This is a genomic window from Pasteurellaceae bacterium RH1A (assembly GCA_012221805.1).
GTDB lineage: Bacteria > Pseudomonadota > Gammaproteobacteria > Enterobacterales > Pasteurellaceae > RH1A.
In genome coordinates this window covers 411185-432573 of sequence record CP015195.1, presented here as the reverse complement: position 1 = coordinate 432573, position 21389 = coordinate 411185, and the positions used below count along the sequence as shown (strand labels likewise).

Here is a 21389-nt window from a genome sequence, read left to right as displayed (position 1 = left end):
GATATTGATCAAAGTTTTGTACGCTGTGTTCCATTTTCTGCCCATTGAGATTTGCGGCTTTTCGCAAGATATGTTAAAACGACCAGATGTTTTTTTATTGATTACCCCAAATGGGTGATCGCCTTTCGGAAGGAGTACTATGTTAAATCAACTACAAAAATTCTTCAAATTAGAGGCTGCAAGCGGTATTTTACTGCTGATTTTTGCCATTTTAGCCATTAGCTTGGCCAACACGCCCCTTAGCCACCTCTATTTTGGCTTTCTTGAAACCAAGGTTGCGGTGCAATTTGGTGCCTTTAGCATTGATAAGCCGCTTTTGATGTGGGTAAACGATGGCTTTATGGCGGTCTTCTTTGTTTTGGTAGGCTTAGAGGTCAAAAAAGAGCTGGTGGAAGGCTCGCTTTCTAGCTACCAAAAGGCCAGCCTGCCCCTCTTTGCAGCCCTAGGTGGCATGGTGGTGCCGGCCCTCATTTACTGGCTCATCAACGCTAACTACCCTGCCTATCTGGACGGCTGGGCCATTCCCATGGCAACCGACATTGCCTTTGCTCTGGCCATTGTAGCCCTCCTCGGTAGCCGTGTGCCGCCTGCCCTCAAGGTCTTCTTATTAGCCCTGGCCATCATTGACGACCTGGGTGCCATTATCGTGATTGCCATTTTCTTCTCCCACGATATGAGTATGCAGGCCCTGATTATTGCAAGTCTAGCGGTCATCACCCTCATTGCTCTGAACCGCTTTAACGTCACCAGCCTTTGTGCCTATATGCTGGTTGGTTTGGTTCTCTGGGCCTCTGTGCTTAAATCTGGCGTCCACGCCACCTTGGCCGGCGTGATTATTGGCTTCTCTGTGCCACTCAAGGGCAAAAATGGCGAAGAACCCCTGCACGAGTTCGAGCATATTCTCGCCCCTTGGTGTTCCTTCTTTATTCTGCCCCTCTTTGCTTTCTCGAATGCAGGCGTGTCACTGAGCGGCGTGACCCTGGACAAACTCAGCTCGCCACTGGCCCTAGGGATTATTTTAGGCCTTGTGCTAGGCAAACCGATTGGCGTCTTCCTCTTTAGCTATATCGCCAGTCTCCTTCGCTTGGCCAGCCTGCCTGAAGGCATCAACTTCAAGCAGATCTTCGCCATCTCCGTCCTCTGCGGGATTGGTTTTACCATGTCCATGTTCCTAGCAGGCCTGGCCTTTGGTGGGGATAATATCGAAAGCGGTGTGACCACCATTTCTCGATTGGGGATTTTACTAGGGTCTAGCGTGTCAGCAGTCTTGGGTTATCTCTTGTTGAAAGCAAGCACCAAACCCACAGCCTAAAGGGTAAAAAAGAGAAAACAATGGCGAGTCTTACTCGCCATTGTTGTTATAAGGATAATTCAAGCAGCTTCTGTTATAGAAATTCCCATTCAGTTGGGTGGTGTATAAATGATATTTACGATAGGCTTCAAACACATCAGGATCAGGCGCTTGTGGTTGATGCCAAAATTCCGCTAAGCTGCCCTGATGGGTTAGCCCCTCAAAATCATAATTTGCTCGCCCAAGCGTAATCACAGGCATATTATGCAAGAGGGCCGAAATACCGCTGGTACTATTTAGGGTCACCATTCCCCTACCATGGCGTAGGAATACTGGCAGAGGCACATCATGCACATAATAAATCCGCCCCTTCAAATGAGGGTATTTCTCCTCAAATTCATCAATCAATACTTGATAATCAATAAAGCCCCGATCCATTGGGTGATGTTTCACAATTAAATTAAGATCTAAGGGGGCATCTTGGGCAAAAGAGGAGAGAACCTCCCTTAAAAAGTCGCCCACACTTTCATAATCACAATGCACCCTGACTTGACTATCATCATAAACCTGTAAGGGAACAATAAAAAAGTTATCTATTTTCTTACTATTAATTTTCTTGGCAAAGGAACGGTCTTTTAAAAAATAAGAAAGCCGCCGAAGGCCTGAAATAAACCACAGCTTAATATAATATTTTACATTCAGAATTCGATGGTGCTGATACTTAGGATATTTTTTACGCTTAAAATAGGCATGGGCATAATATAAGACAGCCCGTTTAGCCATCGGGCAAAACCCTTTGGCTAATTTTTGCGGTTTAGGTGGCTCTGGCAGGGAGGAGGCTTGAGTGAGAAAGAAATCAGCCTCCCTAGGCACAAGAGAAAAGGCATTTACGCCCTTGTCTTCAAGGGTGATGTAGTCTGGGCGGAAATAACCTTCCTCAAGCACCCAGAAATTTAATTTTAATTCTGAGGCAATTTTCTTGGCAACTTTATGATATTTACGGTTATCGCCAAAACAAACAAAGGTGTCTATTTGATAAGCTTCAACAAAATGATAAAGATCTAAATAGAATTGCGTAATCGAATCTCGATAAGGAATGGTATTATAAATCGTATTCGGGTAGAAATACTCATCTCCTGCATTAAGGTTAATTTTATAAACCACCTTATCATAAGATTTTAACCATAAAGCTAAATCAGCAAAAAAAGAGCCAATAGGCCCCTGCAAAAGTAAAACCCTTTGCGAATTTTCAACTAATTTGTCTAAATTATGGTTAAGCATATTACTTCCACCCAATTAAAAACCATTCTTATTTATAACTATTTGCTTGGATTTTTTCAAATCATAGAAGAATTTGGCATAATTGTCTATTTTAAGGTGCGATAAAGTTGCTTTAACTTCTCCCACTGTTTGGCTAAAAACGGCCGATGAATGGCTGAATGCTTCAAGGCTTGCTTTTGTGCTTTTAAAAGCTTGATGGCCTGCTGGGCATTGATCATATGACGCGTGTTAGGATCAATATAGAGCGGATAATAGACTAAGGTACCGGCAATAAGTTCCAAGAGGGAAAGCTGCCGAGTTCGCCTTTCAAGCTTGAGATGATCGACTGTTAAGCCCCAGTTAGAATAAAAAGGCAGGCCATAGCAATGCACCGTTTTTCCTCGTAAAAGTGCCTCAAAGCCAGCTAAGGAGGTCATAGTGTGCAGCTCATCTACGGCTAAAATACAATCTAGCACATTGGCTTTTTCTGCAAGAAAATCGGCAAACTGCACCGCTTGATCAGGCGGAATATGGCCCACACGGTTGCCACTGACCACATCCGGGTGGGGCTTATAGACGATATAAGCATTAGGATTGCCTTCCCGCACCTTTTTCAGCAAATCTAAGTTCTTAAAGATTTGAGGTGAGCCTGTACGAATAGAAGCGTCGTCCTCTACTTGGCCAACCACCAAAATTTTCTTCTTATCCGTTTGTGGCAGCTTAAACTGACTGTCGCCCACATTATATTTGCCAATATGCTCTTCGACTAAGGCTATCTGTAAGAAGCCTGCCTGGTCTAAATCTTCCTGTGTAAACACTTGCTCTTGCAGGATCTGCTCTAAGCGTGAAGGCCGCTCGGCATTAAAATAAATCCCCACATCATCACAGACCAAGGAAAGTGGCGGCACAAGGTTGGAACCTAGGCCGACCGAGCGAATAAAGCCATCCTCCATCCGCAGTAGGGCAATCTTGTGTGCCTCTGCGTAGGCCAAGACCTCAGGCTTGCCCGTTCCCCAAATCAACAAGCGGTCGTTTTCTGCCCATTTTTTGCAAGGCAACTTGCCCACACTCGGCACAAAGTGCAAGTGACAGCGAGGAAAACGGAAGAAGGGCTTAATAACCGCCTGTTTCCACAGTGACATCCCCACGCAATAAAGATGACCGCTTAAACGTGTATTGAGCTGTTTGGCCCTGGCTAAATAGTCAATCACATCAAAGATATGGCCACTTTGGCCAGTATTGGGGTTGATATAACGACTATAGGCAAAGTAGGCCGCATAGAAAAGCTGCAACAAGCTACGTTTAGCACGTCGCTCTGATTGAGCAAGGGCAAGGGCTTTAGGATGGCGATCGTCTGTCAGCCCCCAGGCTGCAAACCAGGGCAGGCCGAAAGTCACCACTTTTTTCCCCAGCAAAAGCGCCTCAAAGCCCATTTGTGACGTCACGCAATAGACCTTATCCACCTTTTCCAACAGCGAAAGGGGACTGACATCCTCCGTAAACAGCTCAACATTGGCAGGTAGTTTATCAAGTTGGGTCAAATAGCCCTGCTTCTTGCCAGACAAGACATCAGGATGGGTTTTTACCAAGATCAGGGTTTCTGGGTTTTCTGCGATAGCCGCTTGCAACATAGCATCAAAATCGGCCTGTGCTGCCTGGCCATACTTAACCGCCATATCCCCAAAGGTTTGATCGACAACCAAGACGACTTTAGAACTTGCAAATTTTCCTTCAAAATCAACCGCTTGATTGTATTTAGACAGTTTGTTTTGGATAATTAGATCCAAGGCCTTTTGTGTCTGCTCGGCATCCAGCTCACTTTGTAAAATCAAGTTTTCCAAGCGAGAAGGGCGAGTAGTATCGTAGTAGATCCCCACATCATCATAAACCATGGCAAAAGGCGGATAACCCGCCACACCTAGGCCAACTGAACGTAAAAAGCCATCTTCAAGGGCAACATAGGGGAGATGATGCTTGAGAGCATAAGCACGGGCTTTTTTGGTAGAAGGCCGAAGCCCCCAGCCTAGCACCTTGTCCGCTAGGGGTTTTTGGAAAAAACTGGCAAAGACAAGCTGCTCATTAGGGAAGAATGAGGGGAGGTGGGGGATGGTTTTAATCCCCTTAGAAAAGATGAGGGATGAGGTCATAAGTTATCCAGGGGCTGTAAGGGCTGTTATCTGCTATAGACTGTAACAGAAAACAATGCACCACGTTGTTATCATTTCTCATAAACTTAAAGAAAGCCGCTGTCTTGCATTTTTTTCAAATTATTCAAATGCTCTTCATTTCCTATTTTAAAAAATATTGCATCTATTAAGTTTTCGATATTAGGTGCATTAATAAGTTTAATTAATTTCAATATCTCATATTCGGAACTAGGAAGAGTAGCTTTAACATCATCATCTTTTAATGCATTCTCATATAGCTTTTTGACCATAGATTTAAGTTTTACATTATCTTGCGCTTGTGGCATAAAAGGCAAAAAAGACCCATGTAATGGGTAATTCTTTAATGGAATAAGACGAATGTTTTTGGCTACGATACGCTCTGCCTCTAGCTTATCCGTCATATTATGCTCTGGATATATAATCATACCCGGAATATCCGAATCTTTTAATACCAAATTAACATCGCCATAATTTATTAGACATTTATTTAAGTCATTATCAACTTGAGCAGTTTTCCACATCTGCTTATAAGAAGGGAAATATAAATTTTCATTAAAAGGATAGAGTTTTGACTGCGGGCTAAATGACAACACAAAAACATTATGAGTATTCTTTAATTTCTCATATAAAATCTGCCCCCATAAAATACTCGCCAGGCCTGCCTTACTAGAGCCCAAGCAAATAATATTTTCAATAGCCTTATCTTTAATAAAGTCTATAATCTTTTTACAAGCAGATCCCGGATTAAAGATATAATAATTAGGTGTAGTTGAAGCGATACATAGCTTATTGGCACTAATCTTACTGTGATATAAGAAAAAACCATTAGAAGGAGTAAAAGTAATCAAGAGATTTTTACTGCCTATATCATAGTAGGCCGCTTTGTAACATTTAGGTAAACCAATATCCAATTCTTGCATCATATGCCCTTTGTTTCTTATTTTTGCTTACGCACTAACGAGTGTCACATAGCATATCATTAGCAGCAATGAGAGTAAATGCTCTTTAGTAGCTCCCATCCTCTAACATAAGAGAGGTATGGTTTTTAACATTATAGGTATGTATAAGAATATATATGTATAAGAAAACATGCTTTCCTTACAAATTTTATCATTCTATACAAAGTAGTACATCATAGTTGCGTCTATACATGCTATAATTTGCGAAAAATCATGTATTAACTCATCAAGCTGAGAACATTAACTATGCAAAAAATCGCTATCATCACTGCACGCTCTGGTTCAAAAGGATTGCCCAACAAAAATGTCTTACTTGCCAATGGAAAACCCTTAATCGCATACACCATCGAAGCTGCTATAGAATCTAAAGAATTTGAGAAAATCATTGTTAGCACTGATTCCCAAGAATATATCGACCTACTATCCCACTACCCTATAGAGTTTATCAAACGAGCTGAGCATCTCGCATCAGATAAGGCTAGTTCGTTTGTTGTTATTGAAGATGTACTAAATCAATATGCATCCTTATATATCGACTATTTTGTCCTATTACAACCCACCTCACCGTTGCGTACAGCTCAACACATCCAAGAAGCAAATAAAAAATTCGAAGAAAATTTCGAAAATTTTGATTTTTGTGTATCTGTCAGCGATGCACATAAGCCAACAACATTAACGCGTCAAATTGATGAAGATCAAAGTTTAAAGCACTTCGTGTTAGATTATTCAAACTATGCTCGCCAACAATACCACCCAGAATTTTCCCCAAATGGTGCTATTTTTAGTGCTAAACCTGCAGAATACTTGCAGCATAAACACTTTTATGGAAAACGATCAATCGCTTACTTTATGGATAAAGAATCATCAATCGATATAGATGAATCTGTTGATTTTGAGTATTTTAACTTTATCCTTCAAAAGAGAAATAAAGAAAACGGCATACTAGAATTAATCCACCATAACATTCTAGCTAAACATGAAAAATTCAACACTTGCCAACCAATAACTTTTATTGGCCATTCTATACTAGAAAGATGGGATGCTCAGGAATTAAAGCAAGAAAAAATTAATAACCTAAGTGTATCTGGTATTACAGCCAAACAATACTTAGATTTAATTTTAAACAAAGGACTGATAAAAGAATTAGGAAATAAAGTTTTTATCATGCTAGGGATAAATGACATCCTCCAGAATAACTGGTCAGATAATAGTATACTACAAGATATTCAAAATATAATTAATCACTTGATATCTATTCAACACGATGTGAAAATTCACTTCTTAGAAATAATGCCGGTAGCATTACAAATAGATAGAAACAACAACGACATCCGCTTACTGAATAAATATTTGAAAGAAAATCTTAAAAATCATATTTGGATTACTTTAGATCCTCATTTTAGTGATAAATATGGTAAGCTCAGAAATGATTTAAGTAGTGATGGCCTACATTTAAATGAACAAGGATATGACTTATTAAGAGAGATTATAGAAAAACATATCTAAACTTTTACCTAAGGATAATTATGAAAAAATTTAAAAAACTAATTAAAGATCCGATTAAATTTTTACAAGACTCTTGGATGTTTAAATGTAACTATCTAGAATATGTAAAGAAAACAAAAAATCTATTTGTTATTTCTCATTTAGGGCAGCTAGCTCAAGTTGAAGGGCTAATAAAGAAAGAAAAATTTTTAAATTGTGTATTGGTCATCATATATACGAAAAAAAACTTAGAAATGCCAAAATTAGTTCAAAAAAATGCAAATAAAGCACTATTTAATACAATTTTATTACTAAAAATACCTTCTTTCCCTAATGTTATTAATATCAAAGCATTAACAATAATAAATAACTCTTATAGAGTCATGATTGACAAAATAAAGCCTCATAGATTATTTATATTAAGCTTTGAAAAACATTATAACCTATTATGTGCTCTGGCAAAAGAAAAGAAAATTGAGCTCAATCTCATAGAGGAAGGAACAGCCACTTATAAGTATAAAGATTATAATGAGGCAATTAATACACTTAAATCATCATTCACAGCAAAAGAAAAAAAATCTATTTTCCTAATTAAAAACTTTTTCCTTCTTAGGCAACTAAGGCCAGCTATAGGTCTATGCTCTGAATTTAATAAAGTCTATGCAGTCTTCCCTGAGTTATTAGACCCTGTATTTAAAATAAAGGAAAAGAAAGAGTTTTTTCTATATGAAGATATAAAGCCAGACCACAAGATATTTCATATAATTAATCAATACAACATTACAGACAATGATATTTTATTCCTAAACCAAAGATATCCATTCCCTCATGATATCTATGCAGAGGGATTATTAAATATATTGTCACAATACAGCCAAAAATACAATTCAAAAGTTTTCATTAAACTGCATCCGAAAGATCCTATTGAACTAAAAAATATGCTGTTCAATAAGATCCAAGAAAAAGGACTACTTAATAAAATACTACTCCTTGATGAGTATGGTTTCTTAATTGAAGGGCTGATTAGCCAGGCTAAGCCAAAAGTTATTATTGCACTAACATCTACAGGTCTTATATATGGAAAAAAAATATCAGAAAACTCTTTATCTGCATCAATATATCCTTTATTAAAGGACAATATGCTAGAGAAACTTGAGTATTCAGATAAAACATTTAAAGAATCAGATGAGCACTTTCATATACTTAAAAGATTTAAAAATATCGATTTTATAGAAAAATCAGACCAAATTTGAGGCAATATATGTACAGAGTTCTTATTATTGCTACCTATGACTCTTTTTTAAAATCTGGTGTGAAATTAGCACAAAGGATTAACCATAGCAATATTGATTTATGTCTATACCCCGTGAAAAGAAAACAGGTGTCTGAAAGACAGCTTATGGAAAGCCAGTCACAGTGCTATGCCAAGGTTGAATATCATACTTTAAATAGAGAAAATTATAAACGCTATGATATAATCATATTATCAGTGGGAAATATGGCTTTTCAAAAAATAGTTGAGTCATATTACCGATATTTTTCTCCCTTAGATCATGATAGACCTCTAATATTATCTATTTTCCCCGGGGTCATTTTTGGACATACTGATAGCATCCTTGCTAGATTAAAGTCAGACCTAATTCTAGCAAACTCCAAAGCTGACCTAGATAGAATAAATAAACTAAGTACCATTTATAATACTAATACTACAAGTTTCAATTATGGCCTTATTAATATAAATGAACAGCTTAGAATGGCTTACTCTAAAAAAATAGAGAATGGCATAAAAAACATTGTTTTTATAGACCAAGTGAAATACCCTGAAAGCAAGAATGAAAGGGTTTTTATCTTAAGCAAAATCATATATCTTGCAATCAACAATCCTGATAAAAAATTTTTTATTAAAACTAGATTGGCTGGAAACAAAGAAACAACTATACACTTAGATAAATACCCATATAAAGAGCTATACTACGAGTTAATAGGTGAAACTCCACATTTAAAAGAAGTAAATAATTTCTTTTTCACTGATGAGAGCCTAGAAACCCTTTTCCCTAAAATAGATCTTTGTATGTCAATATCTTCTACAGTCCTATTAGAAGCATTATATTATGGTATCCCTTCTCTTGTTATAGGTAACATTGGTGTTAAAGAGAAATATGCTATGCATCATTTTATAGATAGTGGTATAATACATCCAATGGATAACATACTTAAGAATCCTCTCTCTAATCTTAATCAAGATTGGTTTGAAGATAACATAGACTTCCCCTTAAACAGGAATGAAATATTACATCTAGAGATTAAAAAGGTAATGCATAACATTAAAAACATGGTGTATAGTAAGAATGATTGTTTGCCCGAAATAGACTTGTCATCTCCCAAGAAAAATATTTTATTTAGAAAATTTCGGAAGCTAATAAATAATCCAAAAGGGTTCTTAGTAGATGCTTATTTAAAGCTTAAAAAAGAAAATGATATTAGGTGTGATAGAAAATAATATATTATCCAATATCCAAACATTCTTTAATAAACGTACCCTTTATTTTATAAGAGATCATATAAATGAAATTACAAAAAATCAAACTAATATTAAGCCTTGCTTCATCATTAGTTATAGCAAGTTGCTCCTCTTTACCAACTTCAGGGCCTAGTCACTCGGCCATATTAGACATCAACAACAATAGACAGAGCGCTGATTTGGCTACTAAAGTCAATCTTGTTGAGCTTAATGATACTGTCGTCCAGCACTTACTATCTATCCAACAAAACCAAAAATTTTCAGGCTTTGATGGCATATCTGGCAATGCGGGCTATGCAGGCAAGGTCAATGTTGGTGATGTTTTAGAAATTTCGATTTGGGAAGCCCCCCTGCTGTCTTATTTGGTGGCACCTTCAGCACAGAAGGCCAGGGTAGTGGGCATTTAACCCAACTCCCTGCGCAAATGGTCAATAAGAATGGTACGGTCACTGTTCCCTTTGTGGGCAACATTCGGGTTGCAGGCAAAAGCCCTGAAGAGATCCAAAATCAAATCGTAGGGGCGTTGAAGCGTAAGGCCAATCAGCCGCAAGCCCTGGTCAAAATTGCCAATAATAATTCAGCCGATGTCACAGTTATTCGCCAGGGCAGCACCGTGAGAATGCCCTTAACCGCCAATAATGAACGGGTACTTGACGCCGTGGCCGCTGTGGGGGGGACAACCGAAAATATTGAAGATGTGACTGTGCAATTAACCCGTGGCTATCAGGTAAAAACCTTAGCTTTTTCAACATTGATTGCAGATCCTACTCAAAACATCACGCTTCGTGCTGGTGATGTCCTCTCTTTATTGAATACGCCTTATAAATTCACGGGCCTTGGTGCTGTTGGCAACAACCAACAAGTACGCTTCTCCAGCCAGGGCATTACCTTGGCTGAAGCCATTGGTAAAATGGGCGGTCTAATTGACGATCGCTCTGACCCGCGTGGCGTGTTTATCTTCCGCCATGTGCCTTTTGCCCAGCTAGATTACGCCCAACAAAATGAATGGGCTGCCAAAGGCTACGGTATGGGCATGGAGGTGCCAACCGTTTTCCGAGCTAATCTGCTTGAGCCAGAAACCATGTTCTTATTACAACGTTTCCCAATCGAAGATAAGGACATCGTCTATGTCTCTAACGCACCATTGGCCGAATTCCAAAAATTCTTGAGAATGATCTTCTCAATTACTACGCCAATTACGAGTACAACCAATTCTATTAGAGCCTTCTAATTTAACAGGATACCCTATATGTCAGAAGTCAAAAAAACCAAAAAAAGAAAGCGCCTTAACCCCTTGTTATGGCTAACCGTTATTGTCCCAACCCTGTTTTCAGCAGTTTATTTTGGGCTAGTTGCCTCAGATATTTATGTGTCTGAATCCAGCTTTGTGGTGCGTTCGCCTCGTAACCAGGCCTCTTTAACTGGCGTTGGAGCCTTATTGCAGGGGTCAGGCTTTGCACGTTCTCAAGATGATACCTATTCGGTTCAAGAATATATGCGTTCTCGCACGGCATTGGAGCAATTAGAAAGCACCTTACCAGTAAGAGAGTTTTATACTAACAAGGGGGATATTCTTAGCCGTTTCAATGGCTTAGGCCTTAATGATTCGCAAGAGGCCTTTTATCTCTACTTTAGAGATCGGCTTACGGTGGATGTTGATTCTGTGTCAGGCATCGCAACATTAAGCGTTCGCTCTTTTGAAGCAGAAGAAGGAAAACAGATCAATGAAAGACTACTTAAAGCGGGGGAAACCTTAATTAACCGCCTAAATGAGCGGGCAAGAAAAGATACCATTGAGTTTGCAGAACAAGCGGTTCAAGAAGCGCAAAATAATGTCAATTTAACCGCCGATGAACTGAGTCAGTATCGCATTAAAAATCGCATTTTTGACTTACCTGCTCAATCAGGCGTGCAACTTACCTTAATCTCGAGTTTAAAAAGTGAGCTTATCCGAGTGGAAACCCAGCTTGCTCAACTGCTCTCTATTACACCAGATAACCCTCAAGTTGGCGCCTTGCAAATGCGTCAACGTAGCCTCAAAAAGGAAATAGAAGAACAGTCTAAACAGCTTTCTGGTGGAAATAATTCAGTTGCCACCCAAACGGCTGACTACCAACGCTTGGTGCTGGCCAATGAGCTTGCTCAACAGCAACTCACCGCTGCCATGACCTCCTATCAAAATGCCAAGGGTGAGGCAGATCGCCAACAACTCTATTTGGAAGTTATTAACCAACCAAGTAAACCAGACTGGGCTTTTGAACCCCACCGTATCTACAATATCATTGCCACCTTTGTTATTGGTCTGATTTTATATGGTGTGCTTAGTTTACTTTTAGCCAGTGTAAGAGAGCATAAAAACTAATGAAATACGGAGATGAAACCTCCCTAGGAGATTCCTTCCGCATTCAACGCCGGGTTATCGGTGCTCTCTTAATGCGGGAGGTGATTACACGTTATGGGAGAAAAAATATCGGCTTCTTATGGCTCTTTGTTGAGCCATTGCTAATGACCTTGATGATCGCCCTTATGTGGAAGCTTATCCGTGCGGACAATTATTCTACGCTGAATATCATTGCCTTTGTGATTACAGGTTACCCAATGGCCATGATGTGGCGTAATGCATCAAACAGGGCTATCGGTGCCATTTCAGCCAATACTAGCTTACTTTATCACCGCAATGTCCGAGTTTTAGATACCATTTTTACACGGGTGCTCTTAGAAGTTGCAGGGGCAAGCATTGCTCAGATCATTATTACTGCGCTGTTTATTGCCTTAGATTGGATTAGCATGCCCTATGATATGTTCTATATGCTTTTAGCCTGGATGCTTATGGCTTTCTTCGCTTTTGGCTTGGGCTTGATTATCTGTTCTATCGCCTACCATTTTGATGTTTTTGGCAAACTCTGGGGTACATTTAGCTTTATACTTCTCCCCTTATCTGGCGCCTTCTTTTTTGTCCACAACCTACCCAGCCAAATTAGGGAACAGTTGCTTTGGATTCCAATGATCCACGGAACAGAAATGTTTAGGAAAGGATATTTTGGCTCAACCGTTATTACCTATGAAGATCCCTATTTCCTCTTGGTTACTGATTTAGTCTTGATCTTTATCGGATTACTTATGGTGAAGCAATTTAGCAAGGGAGTGGAACCCGCATGATTAGCGTACAACATGTGAGCAAAAAATATCAGACCCGCAATGGCTGGAAAACCGTACTTAATGATGTCAATTTCGAGCTACAAAAGGGCGAAAAAATTGGTATTTTAGGCAGAAATGGTGCAGGTAAATCCACCCTCATTCGCCTGATTAGTGGTGTAGAAGCGCCATCCTCAGGGATTATTCAACGCTCCATGAGCATTTCCTGGCCCCTTGCCTTTAGCGGGGCCTTCCAAGGCAGCCTAACGGGTATGGATAATTTACGGTTTATTTGCCGTTTATATGATGTTGATGTCGATTATGTCACGGCCTTTACCAAGGAATTTTCTGAATTAGGTGACTATCTCTATGAACCTGTCAAAAAATACTCCTCGGGGATGAAAGCCCGCCTGGCCTTTGCACTTTCACTTTCGGTGGAATTCGACTGCTATCTCATTGATGAGGTTATCGCCGTAGGTGACTCACGCTTTTCTGAAAAATGTAAGTATGAGCTTTTTGAAAAACGCAAAGACCGCTCCATTATCTTGGTTTCTCATAGTCCTAGCGCCATGAAGTCCTATTGCGATAATGCCGTCGTCTTAGAAAATGGCATGATGCACCACTTCCCCAATATGGATGATGCCTACAAGTATTACAACGAAAGCCAAAAATAAACCCCAGGCATAGTTTGACTATGCCTGATTTTTTTATATTATGTTGCCATTTGCAAAAAATCGGTAAAATCAACCCTCTTTTTGTTTTAGAATAGGCCCAAATTTCAAATTCAACTAGGAAAAATATGCGTACCAGTCAATATTTACTTTCAACCCTCAAAGAAACCCCAAATGATGCTCAGGTGGTCAGCCACCAGTTAATGCTGCGAGCAGGCATGATCCGCCCGCTGGCCTCTGGCCTTTACACTTGGTTGCCAACTGGTGTGCGGGTGCTCAATAAGGTCACCAACATTATCCGTGAAGAAATGAACAAGAGCGGGGCCATTGAAACCCTGATGCCGCTTAGCCAGCCAGCTGAACTCTGGGAAGAATCCGGCCGTTGGGACGACTATGGCCCTGAGCTTCTACGCTTTGCCGACCGTAATAACCGCCCCTTCGTGCTAGGTCCAACCCACGAGGAAGTGATTACCGACCTGGTTCGCCGTGAAGTCAGCTCCTACAAACAGCTGCCACTGACCCTTTACCAAATCCAGCTCAAATTCCGTGACGAAATCCGCCCACGTTTCGGGGTCATGCGAGGCCGTGAATTTACCATGAAGGATGCCTATTCCTTCCACACCAGCTATGAAAGCCTGCAAGAAACCTACGAGGTTATGCACCAAACCTACTGCAATATCTTTAACCGTTTAGGTTTGGATTTCCGCCCAGTCCAGGCAGACACTGGCTCCATCGGGGGGACAGGCTCGCACGAGTTCCAGGTGCTGGCCCAAAGCGGTGAGGACGACATCGTCTTTTCCACCGAGTCCAACTATGCCGCCAATATTGAATTGGCCGAAGCCATTGCCGTGGGCGAGCGTCAAGCTCCAACGGCAGAAATGCAGCTTGTTGATACCCCAAATGCCAAAACCATTCACGAATTAGTGGAACAGTTCAACCTGCCGATTGAGAAAACGGTGAAAACCCTGATTGTGAAGGGGGCTAGTGAGGAAGCACCTTTGGTCGCACTCATTATCCGTGGTGACCACGAGCTCAACGAAATCAAGGCGGTGAAATTGCCAGAGGTGGCCGAGCCTTTTGAGTTTGCGGATGAGGCGGAAATCAAGGCCAAAATCGGTGCGGGCGTTGGCTCACTTGGCCCGGTGAACCTCAATATTCCAGCCATTATCGACCGCAGTGTTGCCCTTATGAGCGACTTCGGTGCAGGGGCCAATATTGACGGCAAGCACTACTTCAACATCAACTGGGAGCGGGATGTAGCCCTGCCAAAAGTGGCCGATTTACGCAACGTGGTAGAGGGCGATCCAAGCCCGGATGGTAAGGGTACGCTGCTTATCAAACGTGGGATTGAAGTTGGCCATATCTTCCAACTTGGCACCAAATATTCCGAAGCCATGAAAGCGACTGTGCAAGGCGAAGACGGCCGTCCGCAAACCATGATCATGGGCTGCTACGGCATTGGTGTGACCCGTGTGGTGGCGGCTGCCATTGAGCAGAACTTTGACGAGCGTGGCATTAAGTGGCCAGATCCAATCGCCCCGTTTACTGTTGCCATCGTGCCAATGAATATGCACAAGTCAGAAAAAGTCCAAGCCTTTGCCCAAGAGCTTTACGCCAGCCTTAAGGCCCAAAATGTGGATGTGATTTTTGACGACCGCAAGGAACGCCCGGGTGTCATGTTTGCTGATATGGAGCTGATCGGCGTGCCGCACACTATCGTGATTGGCGAGAAAAACCTAGAAAACGGCGAAGTCGAATACAAAAACCGCCGCACTGGGGAAAAAGTCATGGTGAAGCGGGATGAGGTGCAGGCCTTCTTAAAGGCACAAATTCAGCTTTAATCTCAATAACATGCTGGCGCCAGCGTCCTCGCTGGTGCCTTAGACCAGCACCAACTTGGAGGCCACAACTGTTCAAAACCTTGTCATTGAACTTAAATAACCTTTTGTAGGGACGCATTGCATGCGTCCATTGCGATATTTATGTTTCATCAAAGTTGATTAAGGTCTTGTTTACGGACGCATGCAATGCGTCCCTACCAATCACGTTTAATCATATTCTGATGTTTTGAACAGTTGTAGCCTAAAAGCAGGTGCTATCTTTTCTTAAAAGATAAAACAAGCGGCTAAATTTAAGCAAAAATTTGCAAATTCCACACAAAAATTAACCGCTTGCACAAGGAGCAACTATGCTAAAACTCCTCCGTATTATTCTAGTCGCCCTGGCGGCCATTTTGGTGTCTGTGGTTGGCTCTGTTTATGCCCTTTGCCGCCTGCGCCACCCAAGCTCGGTGGGCGTGGTGGCCCGTATGTTTGGGGCCTTGCATCCGCTAGTGGGGCTGAAGGTTATTCGCCGGGAAAAGCCTGAATTTAACCAACCCGCTATCTACATCGGCAACCACCAAAACAACTATGATATGGTGACCATTGCCGGCATGGTGCCGCCTCGCACGGTGTCGGTCGGCAAGAAAAGCCTGATTTGGGTGCCTTTTTTTGGCCTGGTTTACTGGGCAACAGGCAATATTTTTATTCACCGAGAAAACCGCAGCAGCGCCATTGGCACCATGAACAAGGTGGCTGATATTATCAAGGCACGCCAGATTTCGGTTTGGATGTTCCCTGAAGGCACCCGCAGCCGTGGTCGTGGCCTCCTGCCCTTTAAAACGGGCGCTTTCCACACCGCCATTGCCGCCGGCGTGCCCATTGTGCCGATTGTGTGTTCCTCCTTACATAATAAGGTGGATCTAAACCGCTGGAACAATGGCACGGTTATTTGCGAGGCCATGGACCCGATTGATACCAGCGGCTATAGCCGTGAAAACCTGCGGGAGCTGATTGACCTCTGCCAGCAAAAAATGGCCGACAAGATTGCCCAACTGGATGCCGAAATTGCCCAACTGGATAAGCAGGCCTAGTATGAAAAGTGCAGATCTTGTTATTGTCGGTGCTGGTATGGTGGGTCTGGCCTTAGCTGGCCAGCTGGCAGCTTGTGACTGCCGCATTATTTTGGTGGAACAGGCTCCGCCCCAGTTCAATTTAGAACAAACCAGCAATCGGGTCAGCGCCATCAATTTTGCCAGCCAAAGCCTTTTGGAAGAGATCGGGGCCTGGCAGCATATTCCTGCTCAAAAACGCTCGCCCTATGATCAGATGGAGGTCTGGGAAAAAGACAGCTTTGCCCAGATCCAGTTTGATAACCAAGACCCTGCCCTGCGGGCCTTGGGCCTAGATCAACTGGGCTTTATTATTGAAAACCAGCAGATCCAACACGCCCTGTATGAGCAGGTCAAAACCCAGGCCAATGTGGAATTTGTTTTTGACAAGCTGCAAAAGCTGGGCATCAGCGAAAACGGTGCCTTTCTCACCTTTGAAGATGGGCAAATGCTCTCGGCCAAATTGGTGGTGGGGGCTGATGGCGCCCAGTCTTGGGTGCGAAACCAAAGCCATATTCCCCTCATTTCTAGGGATTATGAACACACCGCCCTGGTCTGTAATGTCAAAACAGCAGAACCTCATGAGCAAACCGCCCGCCAAATTTTTGCCCCTGATAGCATTCTGGCCTTTTTGCCCATGAAGGATCCGCATCAATGCTCCATTGTCTGGTCACTGCCACCTGAAAGGGCTGCCGCTCTCCAGGCCTGTGAGGAAGCCGACTTTAACAAGCAACTGACCATCGCCTTTGACAACCGCCTGGGCCTCTGCCACTTGCAAGGTTCTCGCAATATTTACCCGCTTGTTGCCCGCTATGCACGGGATTTCGCCCAGCCCCGCCTGGCCTTAATTGGTGATGCCGCCCATACCATCCACCCGCTGGCAGGCTTGGGCGTGAATTTGGGCTTTGCCGATGCAAAATGCCTGGCCCAAGAGTTAGCCCTACACCTGGCCGCAGGCCATGATATCGGCGACTACCGCCACCTCAGACGCTTTGAACGCAAAAGAAAAGTAGAGGCCGTGAAACTTTTAGGCAGCATGGGGGTCTTAAAGGAACTGTTTGCAGATGATCACCCAGTAAAAAAACTGGTGCGGGGCTTGGGCCTTAGCCTAACCAATCAGCTTAGGCCGGTGAAAAACCAGCTGCTCAAACAAGCACTTGGTTTGCCTACTCATCTGTAATACAATAAAACCTCACATTTTTTGTGAATATTTAATCAACGTTAGGAACTAAAATGAACAAATTTACCAAAATCAGTGCCGCTGCACTTGTTGCCCTTTTCTTAACCGCTTGTGATAAACCAGCTGATAAGGCTGCCACAACGACAGCACCAGCAGCCCAAGAAACCAAAACAGAAGTTGCTGCACCAAAAGCAGAAACCCCTGCTGCCAACCCAGCGGACGCTGCCCAAGCAGAATTCCAACAAGTCTTAGGTCTTGATGCCGAGTTCACCCCAGCCTTAAATGCGGTTCAACAAAAAATCGTTGAAGCCCAACAAGCGGGCAACAAAGAAGCCCTTGAAGCAGGCGTGAAAGAATACTTCTCTACCATGGAACAAGTGATTGCTAAATACGAAGCGGTTGATGTGAAAGATGCCCAAGTCAAATCTTTCAAAGACAGCGTGGTTGAAGTCTTAAAAACAACCCTAGACTTCACCAAAGAAGCCCAACAGGCTGATACACCTGAGAAACAACAAGCCGTGGCTGAAAAGCAACAAACCCTCTTAACCAAAGCAGCTGAACTGCAAAAAGTCCAAAACGAATTACAAGCCCGTTTTGCTCCAAAACAAGAAGCCCCTGCTGCCAAATAATCACCTTTAAGTGAAAAACCAAACCCCACTGCTTTTAAGGCCGTGGGGTTTTCTTTTGTTTAAATCTTGTTCTCCTAGGGTAACGTTTACCCTAGGGATTATTGATAATTTGCTAAGGTAGCTAAATCCCCCTCCGCCTTCGGCACCTCCCCCGCAAGCGGGTGGAGGGAAGTCTCATCAATATTCCGTATAACTTTCGCTCCCTCCGCTTGCGGGGGAGCTGCCGAAGGCGGAGGGGGGGATTAAGCACCTAAGGATTCCGCTTAAACTTGCTAAAATCAGGCGCGCGTTTTTCGTTGAAGGCGTTGCGGCCTTCTTGGCCTTCTTCTGTCATATAGAAGAGCATGGTGGCATTGCCGGCTAACTCCTGCAAGCCAGATTGGCCGTCACAGTCGGCGTTCAATGCCGCTTTTAAGCAGCGCAGGGCAATCGGGCTGTTGCGGAGCATTTCACGGCACCAGCGGACGGTTTCTTTCTCAAGATCAGCATAAGGCACAACGGTATTAACCAAGCCCATTTCCAAGGCTTCCTTGGCGTCATATTGACGGCAGAGGAACCAGATTTCACGGGCCTTTTTCTGGCCAACAATGCGAGCCATGTAGCTAGCCCCCCAGCCACCATCAAAGGAGCCAACCTTCGGGCCAGTTTGGCCGAAAATGGCATTTTCTGCGGCAATGGTCAGGTCGCAAATCATGTGCAGAACATGGCCACCGCCAATGGCATAGCCGGCCACCATGGCCACCACAGGTTTCGGGCAGGTGCGGATGTCACGTTGGAAGTCTAAAACGTTGAGGTGGTGGACGCCGCTGTCGTCCTTATAGCCGCCGTAGTCGCCACGGACCTTTTGGTCACCGCCTGAACAGAAGGCTTTTTCGCCCTGGCCAGTTAGCACAATCACGCCCACGCTTTCATCAAAGCGGGCGTCAGAAAAGGCTTGGATCATTTCTTTGACGGTTTGCGGGCGGAAGGCATTACGCACTTCAGGGCGGTTGATGGTAATTTTGGCAATGCCATCGGCCGATTTGTGGTAGAGAATGTCGTTATAGCCCTGGCTACAGTCTGTCCATTCAACAGGGGCGTAAAGTAGATCATCTTTTGGGTTTTGCATGGTGGGTTCCTTATCTTAAAAAAGTAGGGGGATTATAGCCCAATTTGAGCCAATAGACGATAACTAGGGCGTGTCCTCAATTTGAAAACGAGTCGGTTTTTCGAGCAAAAAACGACAGATTCGAGGAAAAAAACGCAGCCAAATAGGCATTTGGCGAGTATTTTTGACGAAGTAGATGGCGAATTTTTGCCGAAAATACCGCCGTAAGCAAATTGAGGACACGCCCTAACAAGGGGTCTATTTACAGGCAAAATTTGCAAAACAAGCGGGTTTTCACCCGCTTGTTTGCCTAGGCAACCCAGAGCAAAATGGCTAAGAGCTGCGGCAGGATAATCCTTAGGAACATAACCAGTGGGTAAACCGTGGCATAAGAAAGTGCCGCCGCCCCGTTGCCCTCTTTAATGCTGTTGGCAAAGGCTAGGGCTGGCGGGTCGGTCATGGAGCCGGCCAAGAGGCCGCAGAGGGAAAGGTAGTTCATCTTGCCATAGACACGGGCTACAATGCCGGTAATGGCCAGGGGCAGGAAGGTAATCAGCGCACCGTAAAAGATCCAAGACATCCCTTCAGGGCTGAGCAAGGTTTCTAGGAACTGGCCACCCGATTTAAGGCCGACCACGGCCAAGAAGAGCACAATCCCGATTTCTCGTAAGGCCAGGTTGGCACTCGGCGGCATAAACCAGTAGAGTTTGCGGAAACTACCAATTCGAGCCAAGATAAGGGCAATGACCAAAGGCCCACCCGCCAGGCCCAGTTTGAGGGCAACCGGGAAGCCTGGAATATAAACAGGAATAGAGCCAAAAAGCACGCCCAGGCCAATCCCGATAAAAATCGGCAACATTTGGACCTGTTGCAATTTTTGTTTGGCATTGCCGATAATCCCCATTACCGTTTCAATGTCCTCCTTACGGCCAACTAAGTGGAGCACGTCACCAAATTGCAGGGTCATTTCCCCTGTTGGCACCAACTCTACGCCCGCACGGTTGAGGCGGGAAATCACCACATCATATTTGCCCTTGAGCATAAGCTGGCGGATTTTTTTGCCAAAAACCTTTTCATTGGTCACAATGGCCCGCTCAGAGCGGAAGTAGGTTTCCTTATTATTAGAAACGGAGGTGGTGTTTACCTCTTCGCCCAGCACCAGTTGCATCTTACGTAGGTTTTTGGCCTCTCCAACCAAGTGCAAAATATCGCCAATTTGCAGGACGGTATCAATTTTAGGCACTAACCATTCCTCGCCCCGCTTAAGGCGGGAATAGACCACATCGTGGTGTTCAAACCCCGGCAAATCCCGCAGCATGAGGTTATTGAGGTTGGCATTGGTTAAACGCACGCTTAGGGTGCTCAGGGCCTGGGTGCGATGCTGGGTTTGCTCAAAGGCCTCGGCTTCCTTGTCCACATTGATTTTGAGCACTACCCGCACCAGCCACATGGTCAGCAGGATACCGATGATCCCAAAAGGATAGGCAATGGCATAGCTCATGCCCATCACGGCCGTATCGCTGCCCAATTCGGCCAAGACCTGTTGGCCTGCACCCAGGGATGGCGTATTGGTGACCGCACCAGAAAAGATGCCCAGAATAACAGGCAGAGGCACATCAAAGAGCTTGTGTAAGGCAATAACCAAAAGGCCGCTGAGGGCCACAATCAGCATGGCAAAGCCGTTAAGTTTGAGGCCCGAATGGCGTAAAGAAGCAAAAAAGCCCGGGCCGACCTGGATCCCGATGGTATAAACAAAGAGGATTAGGCCGAACTCTTGAATAAAGTGCAGGGTGTGGGCATCCAGGCTGACCCCAAACTGGCCCATAAAATGCGACACAATCAGGCCGCCAAAGAGCACGCCACCAATCCCTAAGCTAACGCCCCGAATTTTGATATGTCCTATCCACAAACCTAGCACGGCCACCAAGGACAAGAGGCTGACCGTGAGTGCAATTTCACTCATAAATGTCTCCATAAATACCTAAAAAATGTTACTGTGTAAATTTTAGCAAAGTTATGCAAATAAAAATGCGATCTAGGCCAAACTTTTGCAAAAAAATTGCCACTTTTA

16 protein-coding genes and 1 pseudogene are annotated in these 21389 nt (G+C 43.5%); 12 read left to right on the top strand and 5 right to left on the bottom strand.

What is annotated here, in order from left to right:
* Positions 1-139 precede the first annotated feature (139 nt).
* Complete coding sequence (gene nhaA / locus A4G20_02125) at positions 140-1312, top strand: Na(+)/H(+) antiporter NhaA (GenBank protein ID QIW15223.1); 1173 nt, start codon at positions 140-142, stop codon at positions 1310-1312.
* A gap of 30 nt (positions 1313-1342) precedes the next feature.
* Here nhaA and A4G20_02120 read toward each other — a convergent pair whose 3' ends face one another.
* The 3 genes from A4G20_02120 to A4G20_02110 all read right to left on the bottom strand — a co-directional run bounded on the left by A4G20_02120 (position 1343) and on the right by A4G20_02110 (position 5639).
* Positions 1343-2572, bottom strand: a complete 1230-nt coding sequence (locus A4G20_02120) for a capsule biosynthesis protein (protein ID QIW15222.1) — start codon at positions 2570-2572, stop codon at positions 1343-1345.
* Positions 2573-2658: 86 nt separating this feature from the next.
* Positions 2659-4698 (bottom strand): capsule biosynthesis protein, encoded by a 2040-nt coding sequence (locus A4G20_02115; GenBank protein ID QIW15221.1) that lies wholly within the window; start codon positions 4696-4698, stop codon positions 2659-2661.
* Positions 4699-4784: 86 nt separating this feature from the next.
* Positions 4785-5639, bottom strand: a complete 855-nt coding sequence (locus tag A4G20_02110; GenBank protein QIW15220.1) for a hypothetical protein — start codon at positions 5637-5639, stop codon at positions 4785-4787.
* Positions 5640-5924: 285 nt separating this feature from the next.
* On the opposite strand from A4G20_02110, the gene A4G20_02105 reads away from it, so the two are divergent.
* From A4G20_02105 to A4G20_02055, 11 genes and pseudogenes are all read left to right on the top strand, one after another.
* Positions 5925-7184, top strand: a complete 1260-nt coding sequence (locus A4G20_02105) for an acylneuraminate cytidylyltransferase (protein ID QIW15219.1) — start codon at positions 5925-5927, stop codon at positions 7182-7184.
* Between the two features lie 20 nt (positions 7185-7204).
* Positions 7205-8416: a hypothetical protein gene (locus A4G20_02100; protein QIW15218.1), complete on the top strand. Its 1212-nt coding sequence runs from the start codon at positions 7205-7207 to the stop codon at positions 8414-8416.
* Between the two features lie 8 nt (positions 8417-8424).
* Complete coding sequence (locus A4G20_02095) at positions 8425-9663, top strand: hypothetical protein (GenBank protein QIW15217.1); 1239 nt, start codon at positions 8425-8427, stop codon at positions 9661-9663.
* 65 nt (positions 9664-9728) lie between these two features.
* A pseudogene (locus A4G20_02090) lies at positions 9729-10915 on the top strand (sugar ABC transporter substrate-binding protein).
* Between the two features lie 18 nt (positions 10916-10933).
* Positions 10934-12046, top strand: coding sequence for a capsule biosynthesis protein (locus A4G20_02085; GenBank protein ID QIW15216.1), 1113 nt, complete (start codon positions 10934-10936; stop codon positions 12044-12046).
* Positions 12046-12843: a sugar ABC transporter permease gene (locus A4G20_02080; GenBank protein QIW15215.1), complete on the top strand. Its 798-nt coding sequence runs from the start codon at positions 12046-12048 to the stop codon at positions 12841-12843. Before A4G20_02085 ends, A4G20_02080 begins: the two co-directional genes overlap by 1 nt.
* Positions 12840-13493, top strand: coding sequence for an ATP-binding protein (locus A4G20_02075; protein QIW15214.1), 654 nt, complete (start codon positions 12840-12842; stop codon positions 13491-13493). The genes A4G20_02080 and A4G20_02075 overlap by 4 nt, the downstream gene beginning before the upstream one ends.
* Positions 13494-13618: 125 nt before the next feature.
* Positions 13619-15331, top strand: coding sequence for a proline--tRNA ligase (locus tag A4G20_02070; protein ID QIW15213.1), 1713 nt, complete (start codon positions 13619-13621; stop codon positions 15329-15331).
* A 347-nt stretch (positions 15332-15678) separates the two neighbouring features.
* Positions 15679-16404, top strand: a complete 726-nt coding sequence (locus A4G20_02065; GenBank protein QIW15212.1) for an acyl-phosphate glycerol 3-phosphate acyltransferase — start codon at positions 15679-15681, stop codon at positions 16402-16404.
* 1 nt (position 16405) lies between these two features.
* The gene (locus tag A4G20_02060) at positions 16406-17602 is read left to right on the top strand and encodes an FAD-dependent 2-octaprenylphenol hydroxylase (GenBank protein ID QIW15211.1); all 1197 of its coding nucleotides are present in this window, start codon (positions 16406-16408) and stop codon (positions 17600-17602) included.
* A 53-nt stretch (positions 17603-17655) separates the two neighbouring features.
* Positions 17656-18231: a hypothetical protein gene (locus tag A4G20_02055; protein ID QIW15210.1), complete on the top strand. Its 576-nt coding sequence runs from the start codon at positions 17656-17658 to the stop codon at positions 18229-18231.
* Positions 18232-18481: 250 nt separating this feature from the next.
* Here the strand turns inward: A4G20_02055 and A4G20_02050 are convergent, their stop codons facing one another.
* Together A4G20_02050 and A4G20_02045 are read right to left on the bottom strand one after the other, a co-directional pair.
* Positions 18482-19339 (bottom strand): 1,4-dihydroxy-2-naphthoyl-CoA synthase, encoded by an 858-nt coding sequence (locus tag A4G20_02050; protein ID QIW15209.1) that lies wholly within the window; start codon positions 19337-19339, stop codon positions 18482-18484.
* Between the two features lie 289 nt (positions 19340-19628).
* Positions 19629-21281, bottom strand: coding sequence for a transporter (locus tag A4G20_02045; protein ID QIW15208.1), 1653 nt, complete (start codon positions 21279-21281; stop codon positions 19629-19631).
* Positions 21282-21389: the final 108 nt, after the last annotated feature.

Excerpts from the sequence above, each read along its gene's own strand:
- A4G20_02060 (QIW15211.1), top strand. The coding sequence starts at position 16,406 with ATGAAAAGTGCAGATCTTGTTATTGTCGGTGCTGGTATGGTGGGTCTG.
- A4G20_02080 (QIW15215.1), top strand. The coding sequence starts at position 12,046 with ATGAAATACGGAGATGAAACCTCCCTAGGAGATTCCTTCCGCATTCAA.
- A4G20_02120 (QIW15222.1), bottom strand. The coding sequence starts at position 2,572 with ATGCTTAACCATAATTTAGACAAATTAGTTGAAAATTCGCAAAGGGTT.
- A4G20_02115 (QIW15221.1), bottom strand. The coding sequence starts at position 4,698 with ATGACCTCATCCCTCATCTTTTCTAAGGGGATTAAAACCATCCCCCAC.
- nhaA (QIW15223.1), top strand. The coding sequence starts at position 140 with ATGTTAAATCAACTACAAAAATTCTTCAAATTAGAGGCTGCAAGCGGT.
- A4G20_02085 (QIW15216.1), top strand. The coding sequence starts at position 10,934 with ATGTCAGAAGTCAAAAAAACCAAAAAAAGAAAGCGCCTTAACCCCTTG.
- A4G20_02070 (QIW15213.1), top strand. The coding sequence starts at position 13,619 with ATGCGTACCAGTCAATATTTACTTTCAACCCTCAAAGAAACCCCAAAT.
- A4G20_02100 (QIW15218.1), top strand. The coding sequence starts at position 7,205 with ATGAAAAAATTTAAAAAACTAATTAAAGATCCGATTAAATTTTTACAA.
- A4G20_02055 (QIW15210.1), top strand. The coding sequence starts at position 17,656 with ATGAACAAATTTACCAAAATCAGTGCCGCTGCACTTGTTGCCCTTTTC.
- A4G20_02045 (QIW15208.1), bottom strand. The coding sequence starts at position 21,281 with ATGAGTGAAATTGCACTCACGGTCAGCCTCTTGTCCTTGGTGGCCGTG.
- A4G20_02075 (QIW15214.1), top strand. The coding sequence starts at position 12,840 with ATGATTAGCGTACAACATGTGAGCAAAAAATATCAGACCCGCAATGGC.
- A4G20_02065 (QIW15212.1), top strand. The coding sequence starts at position 15,679 with ATGCTAAAACTCCTCCGTATTATTCTAGTCGCCCTGGCGGCCATTTTG.
- A4G20_02050 (QIW15209.1), bottom strand. The coding sequence starts at position 19,339 with ATGCAAAACCCAAAAGATGATCTACTTTACGCCCCTGTTGAATGGACA.
- A4G20_02095 (QIW15217.1), top strand. The coding sequence starts at position 8,425 with ATGTACAGAGTTCTTATTATTGCTACCTATGACTCTTTTTTAAAATCT.
- A4G20_02110 (QIW15220.1), bottom strand. The coding sequence starts at position 5,639 with ATGCAAGAATTGGATATTGGTTTACCTAAATGTTACAAAGCGGCCTAC.
- A4G20_02105 (QIW15219.1), top strand. The coding sequence starts at position 5,925 with ATGCAAAAAATCGCTATCATCACTGCACGCTCTGGTTCAAAAGGATTG.